This window comes from Rhizobium sp. NZLR8 (assembly GCF_019685025.1).
In the GTDB taxonomy this organism is placed as follows: domain Bacteria; phylum Pseudomonadota; class Alphaproteobacteria; order Rhizobiales; family Rhizobiaceae; genus Rhizobium.
In genome coordinates this window covers 289267-304238 of the sequence record NZ_JABDVY010000007.1, presented here as the reverse complement: position 1 = coordinate 304238, position 14972 = coordinate 289267, and the positions used below count along the sequence as shown (strand labels likewise).

Annotated in this window: 16 protein-coding genes and 1 pseudogene; 7 read left to right on the top strand and 10 right to left on the bottom strand. The window is 57.3% G+C overall.

Annotation, left to right across the window (positions count from 1 at the left end):
• Window positions 1-127: 127 nt before the first annotated feature.
• A pseudogene (locus HJB89_RS33295) lies at window positions 128-349 on the top strand (DUF899 family protein); the annotation flags it as partial.
• Between the two features lie 107 nt (window positions 350-456).
• On the opposite strand, the gene HJB89_RS18350 reads toward HJB89_RS33295, so the two are convergent.
• From HJB89_RS18350 to HJB89_RS18335, 4 genes are all read right to left on the bottom strand, one after another.
• Window positions 457-609 (bottom strand): hypothetical protein, encoded by a 153-nt coding sequence (locus HJB89_RS18350; protein ID WP_221141664.1) that lies wholly within the window; start codon window positions 607-609, stop codon window positions 457-459.
• A gap of 53 nt (window positions 610-662) precedes the next feature.
• Window positions 663-1514, bottom strand: a complete 852-nt coding sequence (locus tag HJB89_RS18345; protein ID WP_259672069.1) for a DUF1236 domain-containing protein — start codon at window positions 1512-1514, stop codon at window positions 663-665.
• A gap of 49 nt (window positions 1515-1563) precedes the next feature.
• Complete coding sequence (locus HJB89_RS18340) at window positions 1564-1959, bottom strand: DUF1236 domain-containing protein (protein ID WP_221150333.1); 396 nt, start codon at window positions 1957-1959, stop codon at window positions 1564-1566.
• A 120-nt stretch (window positions 1960-2079) separates the two neighbouring features.
• A complete protein-coding gene (locus HJB89_RS18335; protein ID WP_221150331.1) occupies window positions 2080-2352 on the bottom strand; it encodes a BON domain-containing protein in 273 nt (90 codons plus the stop codon).
• A 250-nt stretch (window positions 2353-2602) separates the two neighbouring features.
• Between HJB89_RS18335 and HJB89_RS18330 the strand changes: the two genes are divergently transcribed.
• Together HJB89_RS18330 and HJB89_RS18325 are read left to right on the top strand one after the other, a co-directional pair.
• Window positions 2603-2884, top strand: a complete 282-nt coding sequence (locus tag HJB89_RS18330; protein ID WP_221150346.1) for a DUF982 domain-containing protein — start codon at window positions 2603-2605, stop codon at window positions 2882-2884.
• A gap of 388 nt (window positions 2885-3272) precedes the next feature.
• Complete coding sequence (locus tag HJB89_RS18325) at window positions 3273-4430, top strand: glycosyltransferase family A protein (protein ID WP_221150329.1); 1158 nt, start codon at window positions 3273-3275, stop codon at window positions 4428-4430.
• A gap of 741 nt (window positions 4431-5171) precedes the next feature.
• Here HJB89_RS18325 and HJB89_RS33770 read toward each other — a convergent pair.
• The 3 genes from HJB89_RS33770 to HJB89_RS18310 all read right to left on the bottom strand — a co-directional run bounded on the left by HJB89_RS33770 (window position 5172) and on the right by HJB89_RS18310 (window position 8476).
• Window positions 5172-5747: a transposase gene (locus tag HJB89_RS33770; protein WP_221150328.1), complete on the bottom strand. Its 576-nt coding sequence runs from the start codon at window positions 5745-5747 to the stop codon at window positions 5172-5174.
• 94 nt (window positions 5748-5841) lie between these two features.
• A complete protein-coding gene (locus tag HJB89_RS18315) occupies window positions 5842-7686 on the bottom strand; it encodes a glycoside hydrolase family 15 protein (RefSeq protein ID WP_221117966.1) in 1845 nt (614 codons plus the stop codon).
• A gap of 7 nt (window positions 7687-7693) precedes the next feature.
• Window positions 7694-8476 (bottom strand): glucose 1-dehydrogenase, encoded by a 783-nt coding sequence (locus HJB89_RS18310; RefSeq protein WP_221117967.1) that lies wholly within the window; start codon window positions 8474-8476, stop codon window positions 7694-7696.
• Between the two features lie 169 nt (window positions 8477-8645).
• Between HJB89_RS18310 and HJB89_RS18305 the strand changes: the two genes are divergently transcribed.
• Together HJB89_RS18305 and HJB89_RS18300 are read left to right on the top strand one after the other, a co-directional pair.
• Window positions 8646-9944 (top strand): divalent metal cation transporter, encoded by a 1299-nt coding sequence (locus tag HJB89_RS18305; protein ID WP_311044373.1) that lies wholly within the window; start codon window positions 8646-8648, stop codon window positions 9942-9944.
• Window positions 9945-10008: 64 nt separating this feature from the next.
• Entirely contained in the window at window positions 10009-10242 is a 234-nt protein-coding gene (locus HJB89_RS18300; RefSeq protein WP_221117972.1) for a hypothetical protein, read from the top strand.
• Window positions 10243-10285: 43 nt separating this feature from the next.
• Here HJB89_RS18300 and HJB89_RS18295 read toward each other — a convergent pair whose 3' ends face one another.
• Window positions 10286-10573 carry a DUF1236 domain-containing protein gene (locus HJB89_RS18295; protein ID WP_221117970.1) on the bottom strand — a complete coding sequence of 96 codons (288 nt, stop codon included), beginning with the start codon at window positions 10571-10573 and terminating at the stop codon, window positions 10286-10288.
• Between the two features lie 220 nt (window positions 10574-10793).
• Here HJB89_RS18295 and HJB89_RS18290 point away from each other — a divergent pair, with 220 nt between their 5' ends.
• Window positions 10794-11816: a sensor histidine kinase gene (locus tag HJB89_RS18290; RefSeq protein ID WP_221150326.1), complete on the top strand. Its 1023-nt coding sequence runs from the start codon at window positions 10794-10796 to the stop codon at window positions 11814-11816.
• A 123-nt stretch (window positions 11817-11939) separates the two neighbouring features.
• Here HJB89_RS18290 and HJB89_RS18285 read toward each other — a convergent pair whose 3' ends face one another.
• Window positions 11940-12314 carry a DUF4440 domain-containing protein gene (locus tag HJB89_RS18285; RefSeq protein ID WP_259672068.1) on the bottom strand — a complete coding sequence of 125 codons (375 nt, stop codon included), beginning with the start codon at window positions 12312-12314 and terminating at the stop codon, window positions 11940-11942.
• Window positions 12315-12627: 313 nt separating this feature from the next.
• Window positions 12628-13011, bottom strand: coding sequence for a response regulator (locus HJB89_RS18280; RefSeq protein ID WP_221150323.1), 384 nt, complete (start codon window positions 13009-13011; stop codon window positions 12628-12630).
• A gap of 508 nt (window positions 13012-13519) precedes the next feature.
• Here HJB89_RS18280 and HJB89_RS18275 point away from each other — a divergent pair.
• Window positions 13520-13747 carry a hypothetical protein gene (locus HJB89_RS18275; protein WP_207586097.1) on the top strand — a complete coding sequence of 76 codons (228 nt, stop codon included), beginning with the start codon at window positions 13520-13522 and terminating at the stop codon, window positions 13745-13747.
• The last annotated feature ends 1225 nt before the right edge of the window (window positions 13748-14972 follow it).

Sequence of the window (14972 nt, the reverse complement as noted above, 5' to 3'; positions counted from 1 at the left end):
AAGGTCGACATACGAAAACAGCGACCCCGTCCGATCATCCCCGCCGCGCATCCAAATTCCCTCGAAATCACTTGCAAGATGGAATCATGTGTCCAGCCCAAAAGCCAGTGGGTTTTTCAGCAGCCTGCTAGGTCTGCTCGACGACAAGGGCTTCGAATATCCCGCGTTGACGGTCTACCAGAAGGACGGGAATGACGTTCGCGTCTTTTATAATGCCGAGATGCCCGCCGAAGCGGCGGATCCCGGCCAGGATCCAAGAGGATCAGTCGATATCGCACCGCTCTGGAACATTCTGGACATGACGCCGGCCGGCCGCGGTACGGACTGGTACCCGAAACTCAATTACTGAGCGGGATCGCTTCAGCGTCGAAAAGAGAACTGCGGCCGAGCGTGAAGCCAAGCAAAAACTCGGAACACCTTCTCGAGGTCGCCGCGCAGTCTCCGGGCGCCGCCGGATCAGGGGCCAGCCGATCGAACAGGAACCCAGACCCGAGCCGATGCCGCATGCCCTGATGACAGGACGAGGCTGCCGACAATAGCGACCATGGCGATGAGAATGACGATGATGGGAAAGGCAGCGCCGGACGGCTTATCTTCATGGTAGATCATTTGATTGCTCCTGCGGCCCGGCGGCGCATAAGACACCGCCGGGATAAACCGTGTTAGGCCTCGATGATGTAGACAATCGTCAGAGCATCGGGATCGACGATGACGATCCGGCCATCCGCAAGGATGAAGAAGCGGTAGCCTTCATATTGCGGAACGATCTTCACGATGCGCGTCGGCAGCCTTTCAAGTCGGATCTTCTTCGGGATTTTCGTTCCGACGGAAACCGTGAAGTCGACTTCCTTCACAGGAGCAACATGGACCTCCTTCACCACCGTTCGAATTTCGGTCTGCTGCTCGACCGAGATGTTGACGTTGGTCTTGATGTTCGTCGTGTTGTTGTTGACGTTGGTTTCAGAAGAGCTTTTGTTTGTTGTTGTCGCGTTTTGGTCTGTCGACTGCTTAGACGCATCGCCGCTTTGCGTGGTGCTCTTCGTACCTGTGGTGGCCGAACCGCTACTATCCGTGGTGCCGGACTTGGCGGCGGGCTTCTGTTCTGTCGTGGCGCCACCGCTGGCGTCTTTCGAGGTAGGTTTGGTTTCTGTCGAAGTCTTGCCGGACGCACTTCCGCTCGTCGAGCCATCGGTCGAAGGCTGCTCAGCGCTCTTTTTCATGTCAGAGCCCTGACCGGATTTCTGCTGAGATGACTGGCCCTTGCCTGGGCAGGCGCCGGAAGCGTCAGGGGCGCAGTCGGTACCGGTCTTGGCGGAGCCCGACTGCGAGCCGGCGTCGGTGCCCGTCTGAGAGCCGGACTGGGCCTGGCCGCTGCTCTTGGTGTCCTGCTGAGCAGCCGCCGGCAATGTTGCAAGTGGCGATACACCAAGTGACAGCGCTGCCAGGAGCATGGTGAGATGGTTGCTAATTGACCTCCGAAGGTTTGGCACACGATGCCCGCCCGCATTTCTCATGCGTTGCTTGCCCTTATTGCTGGAAAGGGCGGCTGAAGCCGCCCGTCGATCACTGAATGACCTGGATGACCTTCCGCGAGGAAGGTTCGACGATCACACGCTGATCGTTGACGATCGCGTATGCATACTTGGGATCATCGGGAACTGGCGTCACGACCACCGTATCCGGTAGGGGCTGTCCTACGACGACCTTCTCCTTCACCACGACCCGTGCGGTCGGGGCGGGAGCCTGCTGAACATAGGTCACCACCTGCTGCGGCGGCGGATCAATCACGCTACCTGCCACGCCGCCGACGATGCCGCCGACAGCCGCACCGACCGGGCCACCGACGATCGCACCCGTTGCAGCTCCACCCACTGCACCCGTCACCGTCGATTGCTGGGCAAACGTAGATGTCGATGCCAACAGGACGCCAGTGGCAATAGCTACTGATCTGATATTCATTTATTTTCCTCCTTGGATGCGGTTGGTTCCGCTGCGCAGGGAAACCGGCGAGTGGAGGAAAGTGTTCCGGAGTTAGGACTTCATACCGGGATTAAGTAAGACCTTGGTCCTAGCCGTCCGTTACTGCGTGGGGAAGCGGCTCAGCATCCGATCCTGGACGTTCTCGTGGCCGACGATCATCGCCGCAAGGGCGATCGCTTTCTCGCGGTCTGCGGCGTTTGTAATGTCGCCCTCGAGCAGGACCACAGGGCCGAGCATCCTGATCTCGATGGCACTGCTATCGATATCCTGATCAGCGGAAAGGGCCGCTTTGATCGTCGCGATGGTCGAAGCCGAACTATGGCCTTGCGAGCAGCGCGCTTCGTGGTTGTAGTTATCGGGGCCGAACTTCATCTTCTCCTCCTGTCCGCCCCTCACGGACCTACACGTTACCTCAAGCTAATATGCGCCGTGGGTGCCGAGGTCGCCAGTCCGACCTAAGTCCGTCTTCCCCTCGACGCTATGGGGCGTAGATCTTCCTCTTCCTTGTTGAAAGGACGCCAGGGAGGTTTAGCGATGTTGCTGTATCCAGTCAGAACCTCCCTGGTGAAGTTTTGTCGATCCATGGCGGGCGATCGCTTTTTGGGAATAAAAGGTGGCATTCATGCAAACGGTCGGGATTGTGGATTGGCATAGAAGCGAAGACTTCGCCCCTCTGATGCTTGTGATGAGCGGTCAGGAAAAGAATAGGCTGATCCGATCACTTGGCGGGATCGCCGAGGCCCTTGTCGCCGAATGGCCGACAGACGATGGCAAGGAATACATCGCGGCTGTAAAAACGTGCCTGGATGCCATTCAAGGCAACATCTCCGCAAAGACAGCGCGCGCCGCGCTCATTCGCGCTGCGGAAGAAGCCGGAATTCCCGTGATTGCTGTCGTCCACTGACGGACTGCCTTAGCCGGCGTCGCAGGATGACACTCATCGCAAAGCAACAAAGTGCTTGGCCGTAGGCAGCGGTCAGAGAGTCGAAAACGGTTCGCGCTTCGGCTCAAATGACTTCCAAATGCAATGACATGAGAAGATCCAGCGTAGCCGGATGAGGCCGCCTGCGGCCTCTTCTTCTCCGAAAGTAGAGGGGTCTACGTCAGACCAAAGTCCGTTTTCGCCCGCATAACAATGTTAGAGTGTAGGCAAGTGAAAGCGGTCTTCCAACATTGTCGGTGGCTAGGATTTGCCCGCTCCGAATTGAATGTGGGAGAACGGCAGAACTCAACAAGGCAGTCCTTCATCTGTACGAAAGTATCTTTGTCGTTGGCGTGGCGAGAGATCTGCAATGCTTTCATCTTCAGAGGAGGATCGACGAGGGACCTTTAATTCTGAGCAGCCTTTGGTCTCAGTGGTCATCCCGGCTTTCAACGCTTCCACCTATATTGAGCGGACGCTTCGATCCGCTCTGCGCCAGACCTACACCGCCCTGGAGATTATCGTCGTCAATGACGGTTCCACGGACGACACGGCAAAACTCGTCGAGCAGAAAGCGATGTCGGACTCGCGGATCCATCTCCTGTCCACACCTAACCGTGGTGTCGCGGCTGCAAGGAATACTGGGATCGAGGCATCATCAGGTCGATTTGTGGCATTCCTTGACGCCGACGATCTCTGGTACCGGACGAAAATCGAAAAGCAGGTGAACGCTCTCAGCCGGTTGTCCTCGCGGTGGGCTGCGGTCTACGTGCAGCATTGCCTCATCAACGAGGACGACGAGATTATCCAGCCTGGCAGTTCCGAAGTCGCAAGGGGATATATCTATGCCCGCCATCTGAATTTTAAGTATATAGGCAATGGGAGTGCGCTTCTCGTCCGGCGGAATGTCGCGCTTGAAATCGGTGGGTTTGATAGCTCATATGCAGCAGCCGGTATTGGAGGCTGCGAAGACCTCGATTTCGAGCTCAGGCTAGCCGCGCGCTACTGCATCGAAGTCGTTCCCGAACGGCTGGTGGGATACCGAAAGCATCCCGGCAGCATGTCTTCCAATCACTCTCGAATGGGCAAAAGTGCTTTGGAAGTAGTTAGGCGTTCGCTGGCCGCAAATCCGAATCTCCCGCAATACGCGGTCCGGGGTGCACTCGACGCCACCCAAAAATATGCGTTTTGGGAATTTCGAAAAGCTCGGGCAACATCTTTGTCGCTTGTAACCATTTGGTCGATTTTGCCAAACGACCCGCATTTCGTGATCCGGCTTGTACTTCAGAGGGGCCTGCGCGGGATACGGCGTTGTCTTCGTCTCGGGACGAGCACCGCAAACGGTGAAGACCCACCGCCAACGACCGGGTTGAAATTCGACGATCAATTTGCTCCTTCGCTTCTCGAATGCCCAAAGGAGCCGCCGCGGCTACGCCGTCACCTGATGCGGCTGACTGCGGTGGATGCGACCCTGAGTTCAACTCTTAGCCCCCAGCGAACGTCAGTGATGCGGATGAAGGTGGAATGACAGAGGAATCGCGGGCCATGGAAGCTGGCCCCGCGGTTCTTTCAAGTTAAAGGCTTATCCCCTTTCGCACAGGGACACCCTATTAGGAGCATTGCGGATGGAGAGCTATTTTGCGGCTTCGGCATTCCCAATTCAACTATAGGCTACAATTGCAATGGAATGCGTGAATCAGATCATGTCGATCTGATTCCCTGAGTGTTGACAACCACGTCAGCAGAAGGTTGTTTCGCGTGACGATTGTGGGAGGGGTGAATGCAGGTAAACTTTATAAGGGCAATTGGTCTTTTGGCTTTGCTAATATCGACAGCTCAAGGGTCTACAGCCGGTGCAGGCCCTTTGGATGAAAACACTTTCAATAAACTCCCCGTCGGAAAGCCCACCAAGTTTCACGACATATCTACGTTCGACGCAAATGCGGTTTGCTTACTCCAGCCGTACCAAGATCGATTGCCTTCAAGAGATGTGTTAGCGGCAAGGGTGAACAAATATCTCGCCGCGAACAACTACTCAGCGGACGAAGGACATTTTGCATTTGTGGTGATTGGGAACGATGCAATTGAATTGTCATCTTTCAAACGTTCTCAGAGCCTCGATGTCTTGGCAAAACACGAAGTTCCCTCGAAAGCCCATGAAATGTTCCCGATAGGGTTTGTTCCGCAGGACTGTGCAGATGGCCAGCTCGCAGTTTTCATGAAGATTAGCTTCCGAAGCAAAAACCTACCTAGTGCTCGGCGAGCTACGCTAGGCCATCAATCTCTTGCCCGATCCGGTGATCTTCGATCCGATGGGGATATGCCGCAGATAACCGATGGCCATCTCCGTTGGAGCCAAGCTTGGCGGATGGATGTATCGCCGGGTATTTCTTTGCTCGCCGTGCCGTCTTGGCGGTAGCGCAGGACGCTCTGGCTGACGGCGATGATACTTATGCCGTTTTTCCTCGCGCCTAATATCGTCCAGCGCGTCGAAGATATCCATGCCGTTATCGAAGGCATACTGCTCGGCCCGCTTCAGTCGCTCTGGATCGACCATCGCCAGCACCTGGGCTTGATGGTCGTGCTTCCACTTCCAGGTATCTCCGACGACGTCGCGCCAAGTGATGCATCCAATCCGCCGCCCGAGGCCCAACATCGTGTCGATATTGCTCTGGAATTGCCGCCTTCGGTTCCATCTGAAGACGAACTCGTTGGCGTAGATGTCGATATGCTTGTCCCTCAATCCGTGAAATGTTCCGTAGCTCCATCGCTTGAAGTTCGAAAAGACCCGATGAACCCACGGCAAAACCACATGGGCGGGCGGCGCGTCGACGGCGAAGCTCAAGGCGCGAGACGCCCGCCGCAAGATTGACCCCAGTGCCGGTTTCGGCGCTGAGGGGCTGCACCAGTGCTCCCTCCGCGTTCCGATAAAGAGCGCCTTACAGCGCATCTGGGGAAACCTTGCGTGGCTTGCTCGGGGCGGTCTTTTCAGCACGCTGCCGCGCCGGTCCTCCCGCGCTGACCAGGTTGTGCGCGGTGTTAATCAGGCCGATGTGCGAAAAAGCCTGAGGGAAATTGCCGAGAAGGCGCCGACCGACGACGTCGAACTCTTCTGAGAGTAGGCCTAGGTCGTTACGAAGACTGAGCAAGTGGTCGAACAAGTTCTGCGCATCCCGCCGCCGCCCAGTGAGCACATAAGCATCAACCAGCCAGAAGCTGCAGGCCAGAAATGCTCCTTCCCTGCCACCGACACCGTCGTCGGTCCGGTTCGTCGAATAGCGCATGACCAGGCCGCCCTGCAGGAGCTCCCGCTCAACTGCAGCGATTGTACCAATGATGCGCGGGTCGTCGGCTGGTAAAAAGCCCACCTGGGGCATCAGCAGCAGGCTCGCATCTAGCGTGTCACCGCCGTAATATTGGACAAAGCTGTTCTTTTTCTCATCGAAGCCGCTGGCGCAAATTTCCTCATGAATTTGTTGGCGCACCTCACGCCACTTCGCCACCGGGCCTTCAAGCCCGTACCGCTCCGTGCAGATGACGGCGCGGTCGAATGCCACCCAGGCCATCATGCGCGAGTGGGTGAATGCGCGCGCTGGCCCACGCACTTCCCAAATTCCGTGATCCGGCGTCTGCCAAGCAGTCACCAAGTGAGCAAGAAGTACCTTTTGCAGCCGCCAGGCCTCCTCTTGCGACTGCAGCTCGGCATCGCGCGCTGCGTTGAGGGTATCGATGAGTTCGCCATAGACGTCGATTTGCACCTGACTGGCAGCGGCGTTGCCGATCCTGACCGGAATGCTTCCCTCATATCCTTTGAGCCACGACACTTCGAACTCGGGGAGCCAACGCTCCCCCGCGATCCCGTACATGATCTGAAGCTGTTCCGGAGCACCCGCAACTGCGCGCAGCAGCCATTTCCGCCAATCCTCTGCCTCTTGGCGATATCCCGAATTTAGCAACGCATAAAGCGTCAGTGCTGAATCGCGCAGCCAGCAGTAACGATAGTCCCAATTTCGTGTCCCTCCGATCTTCTCGGGAAGCGAGGTGGTCGGCGCAGCGACAATCCCGCCCGTCGGGGCATAAATCAGCATCTTGAGCGTGATGAGCGAGCGGACCACCGGCGCGCGCCAGACTTCCGGCATATCTTCAAAGCTGCCGTGCTTCACCCATTCCCGCCACCAGGTTGTCGCTCGATCGAGTTCCTCGTGGCGATCGCGGACAAAGTGTGGCTGGTCGCTGGAAGGATGATACGACATCGTCAACGGCACCGCGTCGCCGGCCGCAACGGAGAAGCGGGCGTAGGTCTTCATGTTGCGGCCCTTGAGCTTCAGATCAGTATGAAGTTCCACTGCGTTGGGCCCGGCGATCGCGCTCAGGCCGTAGTCCTTGCGCCGCACCCACGGCACAGCCTGCCCGTTTTCGAACCGGAGCACGAGTTCCATCTCCATGTCGACAGTGCCCGAAACACCGGTCACGATGCGGACCACATCCACATGGCGGTCGCCTTCATTGATCGGCATAAAATCAGTGAGCGTAACGACGCCGGTCGCCGTTTCGAACCGGGTTTCCAAAATTGCAGTGTCGGGAACGTAGCGCCGGCTTGTTTTCCTTCTACCCACTGGCGCGATCTTCCAGCGGCCGTTATCGGCGGTGCCGAGAAGTGCGGCGAAGCAAGCAGGTGAATCGAAACGCGGCAGGCATAACCAGTCGATCGATCCATCCTTACTCACAAGCGCGGCGGACAGCATATTTCCAATTAGCCCGTAGTCTTCGATGCGCCCGGCCATGTCCCTATCACCCGCCATGCGCAAAGGAGGGGTAGTCGGTCATGCCGCCATCCACAAAGATCGTCGTCGCGGTGACGTAGCTGGCGGCATCAGAAGCCAGCATGATGGCGATGTTTGCAACATCCTCGGGCTCGCCTATACGGCCCAGTGGGATCTTCGTAAGCAAATCCCTATAACCCTGGGCATCCTGCCAGACTGCCTGATTGATTGGCGTACGGATCGCCCCCGGCGCGATGCAAAGAACGCGAACCCCATGCGGCGCCGCTTCCTGCGCCAGCGATTTGGACATCATAGAGACACCCGCCTTGCTAGCCGTATAGGCGCTATAGCCGGCCCAGGCGATCACCTCATGAACGCTTGTGGTGTTGAGTACCACACCCGACTTTTGAGCGACCATGCGTTTCAGGGCTTCGCGCGCGCACAAATATGTTCCCATCAAGTTGATCTCGACGACCTTGCTCCAGGCATCTGTATCGGCTTCCCAGCCGAGCGCGCGTTCGCCGTCGATGCCGGCATTGTTTACCAGTATGTCGAGACCGCCCCAGGTATCGTCGATGGCAGCGAACATTGCCTCGACCGCTTTGGGGTCGCTGATATCGGCCCTCAGTTGACGAGCCTCGCCACCTTCGACGGTGACTTCCTCGACGAACATATCGGCTTGTTTTGGGTTGACCAGATAGTTGATCGCAACTCGTGCCCCCTCGGCAGCGAATGCCTTCGCGATCGCAGCGCCCAGACCGGAATTGCCTCCTGTTACGAGGACACGCTTATTGGTCAGCCCGAGATCCATTATTGCCGCTCCATATGCCACGACCCGGTAACGTCGGAAGAAAGTGCGTTGTTCCAGGGCAGCGGACCGGCTCAGCCGAGCGGTGGAACAAACGAGACCGCCAGCGATTTATTTGCACCGAGCCGGCGGCAGAACCGCTTGAGACGGCGTGGGATATTATGAGGCCGCTGTGAGCGAACATCGTATAGACGAAAGAAGCGCCGCCCCTGAACCTTCGAAATCACGCCTGCTTGAAATCCTGGGACCTGGCCTCATTACAGGCGCATCGGACGACGACCCAAGCGGAATAGCAACATATTCCCAGGGAGGGGCACAGTTCGGTTATGTTACGAACTGGACTTTGCTGTTGACGTATCCGTTAATGGTCGCCGTCCAGATGATCAGCGCGCGGATCGGAAGGACCACGGGACGCGGATTGGCAGGAAGCATTGTGCGCTGCTACCCGCCATGGGTGGGGATCGCGATTACCGGGCCGCTATTAGTTGCCAATATCATCAACATCGGTGCGGACCTCGGCGCCATGGGAGATGCGGCGCATCTGCTTTTGGGAGGGTATGCGCTTATCTACGTCGTCGCATTCGGCACCACATGCATCCTTCTCCAGGTATTCGTTAAATATGAACGTTACGTCGCCTTCCTCAAATGGCTGAGCCTGGCATTGCTTTCCTACATCGCCACGCTTTTCGTCGTCCATATCGACTGGGCAAGCTTTGCGCGAGGTTTGTTCATCCCAAGTTTCACGTCCGGCCCAAAATACTGGTCGGTGATCGTCGCGATCTTTGGGACGACGATAAGTCCCTATCTGTTTTTTTGGCAGGCCTCTCAGGAGGCGGAAGACTTGAAGGAAAAGCCTGACGCAGAACCATTGATCGAACATCCGCGGGAAGCGAAGGCAGCCAATGAACGCATTACGCTGGACACGCTGATCGGCATGGCTGCATCGAATATCGTCGCGCTCGCCATCATGACAACGACCGCTGCGACCCTGAACAAGGCTGGCGTGACGAACATCGAGAACTCCGTCGACGCCGCGAAGGCCATCGAACCACTGGCGGGGAAGTTCGCCGAAGTCATCTTTGCGACTGGCATCATTGGAACCGGACTACTGGCCGTGCCTGTCCTTGCCGGGTCGGCAGCGTACGCCGTAAGCGAAGTGGCGCATTGGAAGGTTGGCCTTTCTCGTGAGCCTCGCGAGGCAAAGGCCTTCTATACCACCGTCGCGGTGGCTACGATTGTCGGCATGGTGCTTAACTTTACGCCGATACAACCAATGACGGCGCTGTTTTGGAGCGCGGTCATAAACGGCGTTGTTGCCGTTCCAGTCATGGTCGTCCTGATGCTGATCGCCTCGGACCAAACGATCATGAAACAGTTTGTGATTGGCAAGATTTTGAAAATTCTCGGATGGGCGACCTGCCTTGCGATGTGTGGCGCCGTAGTCGGCATGGCAGGGACGGCCTTTCTTTAGGCCAACCCCGAGGCGGCGACGGGTGACGGCACCATGCACAAAAGGCTGACGCCAAGGTGGCCTCTTGAATGCTTTGATTGCAGACGAACCCTTCATCGCTGTCGGCGACCTGTTGCTCATCCCGGTGGCGAAGAACTCCACGAAGGCTGACTCGGGAATGTCCGACGTCCTCGCATCCGAATGCCCAAAGGAGACGCCGCGGCTACGCCGTCACCTGATGCGACTGACTGCGGTGGATGCGACGCTGAGTTCAACTCTTAGCCCCGAGCGAATCGCGTTTGAGACGAAGGTGGAATGACTGGGGAACCGCGAGCCTGAAGCAGGCCCGCGATTCTTTCAAGTTACTGGTAGACTTCGATTACCGCGCGGGTCTTCGGATTGACGAGCACACGCTTCTTGTTGACGACCACATAACCGTAATCAGGTTGATCAGGGATTGTGTGGATCTCGACTGTGTCAGGAAGCGCCGTACCGACTGCAACGTCACCTTCAAACGTGGCGGATGGCGTTTCCTGTTTCATGACATAGGTTTTGACCTCGCCAGGGACGACGACCGTCGTCGTCTGCGCGACCGCCGCTCCCCCAAGTGACAGAAACAGCGATGCGGCAGAGATGACCAGTATTTTCATGTTATCCTCCCAGGATCTTGAGTGTCCCGGCAAAACGCTACCGATAAGATATAGTTCCTCCGCTGCACGGAATGACTGCGGGCATGTTCGAATAGTCTCGTCCGCCTCTGTTTGCCGGGGAGACCATACTTACGGGAACATCACGGCTTCGATGGTAATGCGGCAGTGTCCGGTATAGTATTAAGGTCACCCGCTCGTGGCTTGATGGATACGGCGCAATATGGTCAAGACCCCCTTTTCCAATTCCAGTCGCGCCAGGGAACGCTTCCTCGAAGCCATCCTCCAGAGTGCCATCGAATATGCGATCATCTCCGTGGATCTCGATCACAGGGTGACCACATGGAATGAGGGAGCCCGCAGGATCCTCGGATGGGACGACACTGAAATCATTGGCCAGCCCGTCGGCGCAATTTTCACGCAGGCAGACCGCGAGACTGGGGTTCCCCAGCGGGAAATGACCGCTGCTTTGACCGCGGGCCACGGAGACGATGAACGATGGCACGTCCGAAAGGACGGCTCGTTATTCTGGGCATCAGGCCAGCTCATGGCGCTGAGGTCGGATGATGGCGAACTCGAAGGTTTCGTGAAGATTCTCAGGGATCGAACTGAGCAGCGAGAAAATGAGCAGCGACAACGCGTCCTTATGCACGAGCTCTCGCATCGCATCAAGAATACGCTGGCCGTCGTCCAGGCCATTATCAGCCAGTCGTTCAGAAGCGCCGTCGGCATGGAGGATGCGGAGCAGTCGATATCGGCGCGCATCAACGCCTATGCCCACGCGCATGACATTTTGCTGCAGAAGAACTGGCTGTCAGCGACCATGGACACGATCGTCGAGGCGACCGCAGTCAATCTCGGACTTGGGCCGGACCGTCTCAAAGCAAGTGGTCCCACAGTCACGCTGAACCCCCAGGCGGTGTTAGCGTTCTCTCTCGTGCTGCACGAGCTTGTCACGAACGCGACGAAATACGGGGCCCTGTCGGTTGATACCGGAGTGATCGAAATCGAGTGGTCTCTGCGTCAGGAAGCGGGCGCCGACCACCTCGACCTCCGTTGGCGAGAGCGCGGCGGTCCGACTGTGGAAGCTCCGAAAAGGAGGGGCTTCGGCTCCCGGCTCATCAATTCCAGCCTGTCTGCGTTCGGAAAAGTCTCTGTTGATTATGCCCCGACAGGCCTGACCCTCAGCCTCGACGCGTCGCTCCAGAGCCTGCAAGATCAAAATTGCTCCGACTCTCCAATTTAGGTGCGGCGCCTCCCTTGCAAATATTTGCTCCGCGCACGCGAGAACGATGACGCCGACCACCGAAGCCTCCGAGGGCCGGTCATGGCGCCTGGTATCGCTCGCTGATGCACCACACAGACGTCGCTACGGCCTGATCGTGCCTTGATGGAAAAACATTTGCCACTTGAGCCCGTCGTGTTTCCAGACGGAGCTTCGCAGCACACGCCGCTTTGAACCATTTGGATAAGAGCGCTCTGTCTCGTAGGTCAGAAGCACAGCGTCATTCGAGATAGGCTTCAGGACGTAGTTCGCTGATCGGAGATCGCCTTCATCGATACCGTCCTCTTGCACAAGAAGATCGATGATCGTTGTTCGGTCGTATACACTGCCAGAAGCTCCAAACTCCACAAAACCTTCCGCGAGCAAAATCTCGACCGCCTCCCTGCAGCCCCTTATCTCTTGGCGGTGAAGAGCCTCTTCAAGAGACTGGATTTCCTCAAGGCTAGGAACGCTGGTCAATGCTGGCACCTCATAGGTATACCAACTGAATTTACCAACGGTGCAGCTCCATGCAACCATCGGACCTGCGTTTCTTCGGTGGCGCTTGCTCCATAATGCGGGAAAAATTCGAGTGCGGCGGCCGGCAGTTTGTGCGAGGCCTGCTAGTCTGGCCCGACGTCGTAAAAGCTGAACCGTTCGTGTACGGCCTCCGAGAGCATCTCTAAGGCTTCCTGGGATCGCGGCGCGGGGATTCGCATCTCGGCCGATAATACGCGCAGTGTGCTGCGCCATTTATTCCCGTGGCTGGAAGCCAATCGATCACCTCAAGCGTTCAGTGGAAGGTAGGCCCGCTCGCGACGCGATGCGTTCTTGCGCGGGCGTTCTTGGCTGCCATGGACAGCGCATCCACTATTCTTTCGGGGTTCGTCCGCTTGGTGACGACAGGGCGCCCCTCCGGGTTCTCGATGAGGCCAGGATTCACGGTGAAATAAACCACCCCAAGTCCGAACCCGGAAAAGAGCGCGCGGGCAATGGACGGCCCGGTGAGTCCATCCCCAAGCCGGACGTCGATGATGGCGATGTCTGCTTCGGCGCCGAGCTCCAGAGCCTCTGACATAGTCCCCGCGATGCCAGTGATTTCGAATCCGGCGTCGATCGCGACGTCCTCGATCGCCAGAGCGATTCCCAATTCGTCTTCGACGATGAGCAGGCGCATGATTCGTCTCCGGGGCTCCAAAAATCGGCGGGGCGCTCTTTGGCGTCGCCAATCGAAAACACTCCCCCCCACAAGCGGTTCCACGTGTAAGACTTGAGTCGGAGCTATCCCCCAACCAAGGTCCGAGATCCGGGATTCCACTGACAACATCATCCTCACACGCGGGAGAAGGCCGTCCGAGAGCCGGCTACACGCCTTGAATTCCAGTACCGCAGCCCCCTTCTCCATCGAAGACCGCGCCGGAGCGTAGACGATCTTCGGCGGCACCCACTCGACGAGCAGCGGAGGCCTTCCCTCGCCGCCCGCCTCGAGGACGCGCCAGCGTCTGGGCGCAGGGCGCCGTCGTTTCAGTCGATCGTCCAGTCGACCTCGTCGCGGCCGCAGAAACATCCCTGGGCACTATGAGGGTGGATTGGATTCTCCGTTCCCGTTTGCAGGCGGCGCACCATGAGGCATGTTCATTTATAAGAATTCTGATATCTTCCGCGCTCGAACGGGAGTGAGCGTTATGTTTACCGCGAGTTTGATTCCGGAAGCCTATTACTGGGCGCGTTCAGCAAAGCACTTCGACGGGAAGCTCACCGTTGTGAAAGTCTCGACTGTCTTCGGAGAAGATCCCAACTATTGGACCCTTGCACTGCTGGGCACCGACCAGCACGCAATGCCATGCGATTTCGAAATCATCGGACCATTGGCACTCCCGGAGGAGAACTCCTTGCGGCAAGCCGCCGAGTAGTATTTTCGAACGCAACCGAACCGGTTCTTTAAAAGGCTTATCCCGTTCGTACAGGAGCGGAAGATTGGGCTGGGCGGGATCTCGGGGCCGGCGCGGACGACTGCGAACTGAAAATTGATGGCCGCCCAACGTACAGGAGACTCTTTGCTTAGGGTTTAGCAAGTGATCGCTGAGCGGCCGAGCTAACAATAGCAAACTATTAATACAAATTGTAGTTATAATCTTCGCGTTATGCTTTTCTACCTTGCTTTGAATTTAGTAGAACCTAATAAAAATGCGGAAACAATGACATGTAAATATAATATTAATTGCAAATGGTGGAGAAAGGAGCATTATTTTTCGAATGCGCGAAGACGCGCTGTATTAAACACCCCTCCATCTTGATCCCGCCTTGGCGGGTTTTTCTTTACTACTATTCGAGCCAATGATGACCGCCCTTGCTCGCTCTAGGCCGCGCAATGCATGAATCAAATGCTTGCGTTGGAACTTTTCTTTATTTTCCGGGTTGCGATTACATGGATGTGCTTGCTACGTCGCACGTCCGTGTTTGTCCAACTAGAGCCCCGCGCGAATGCGGGGCTTTTTTCGACGGCGGACCAGCTTGGCTGCGGCTGCTATCTACGCTTCTCGAAAAAATTGATCATATTGGGAACTCTAATAGCAAAGGGGAGTTTGAGGCTTGGATGCGCTAAGTCCGCTCCCAAGCAACTCGGCGCAGCCAGCTTTCAATGCACTCTAAACTAGCCCCGCGTGCTGAACTGACCCCCGAAGTTGGGTGTCCAACTTTCGGGGGTCAGTTCAGCACGCGGGGCTTTTTTTGTTCGCGGTCGCCTCCGCTCCGGGAACTCCCCAGGTCGTTATGGGTTTTGACGATGGGCCGCGCGGCTATCTCCGCAAGTAGCTTTTCGTTCCGGCGTCGGTCATGCAGTACCTTCCTCCGCGCGGACCCGTGCAATACGCGCCGGACCGGCAGGAGCACTCCCCGGCCATGGCGGGCGACATCTGGGGCGAAGATCCGCCTAGAAGGCCAGCAGCAGCTCCGGGATTCCGTACAAGATTTCTTGCTGGCGCTTACGGAGCCATCATTGCAGATGAATGTGTCGCCACGGCAGCCCGCAACACCGCCCTTGCTTCCGCTGCAAGGCGTGTTCGTGGCTCCAGCAGGGTCGGCTGCCAGCGACACCGTCGCAAGAAGGATCCATAACGCTCGCAAGCATCGACGCAC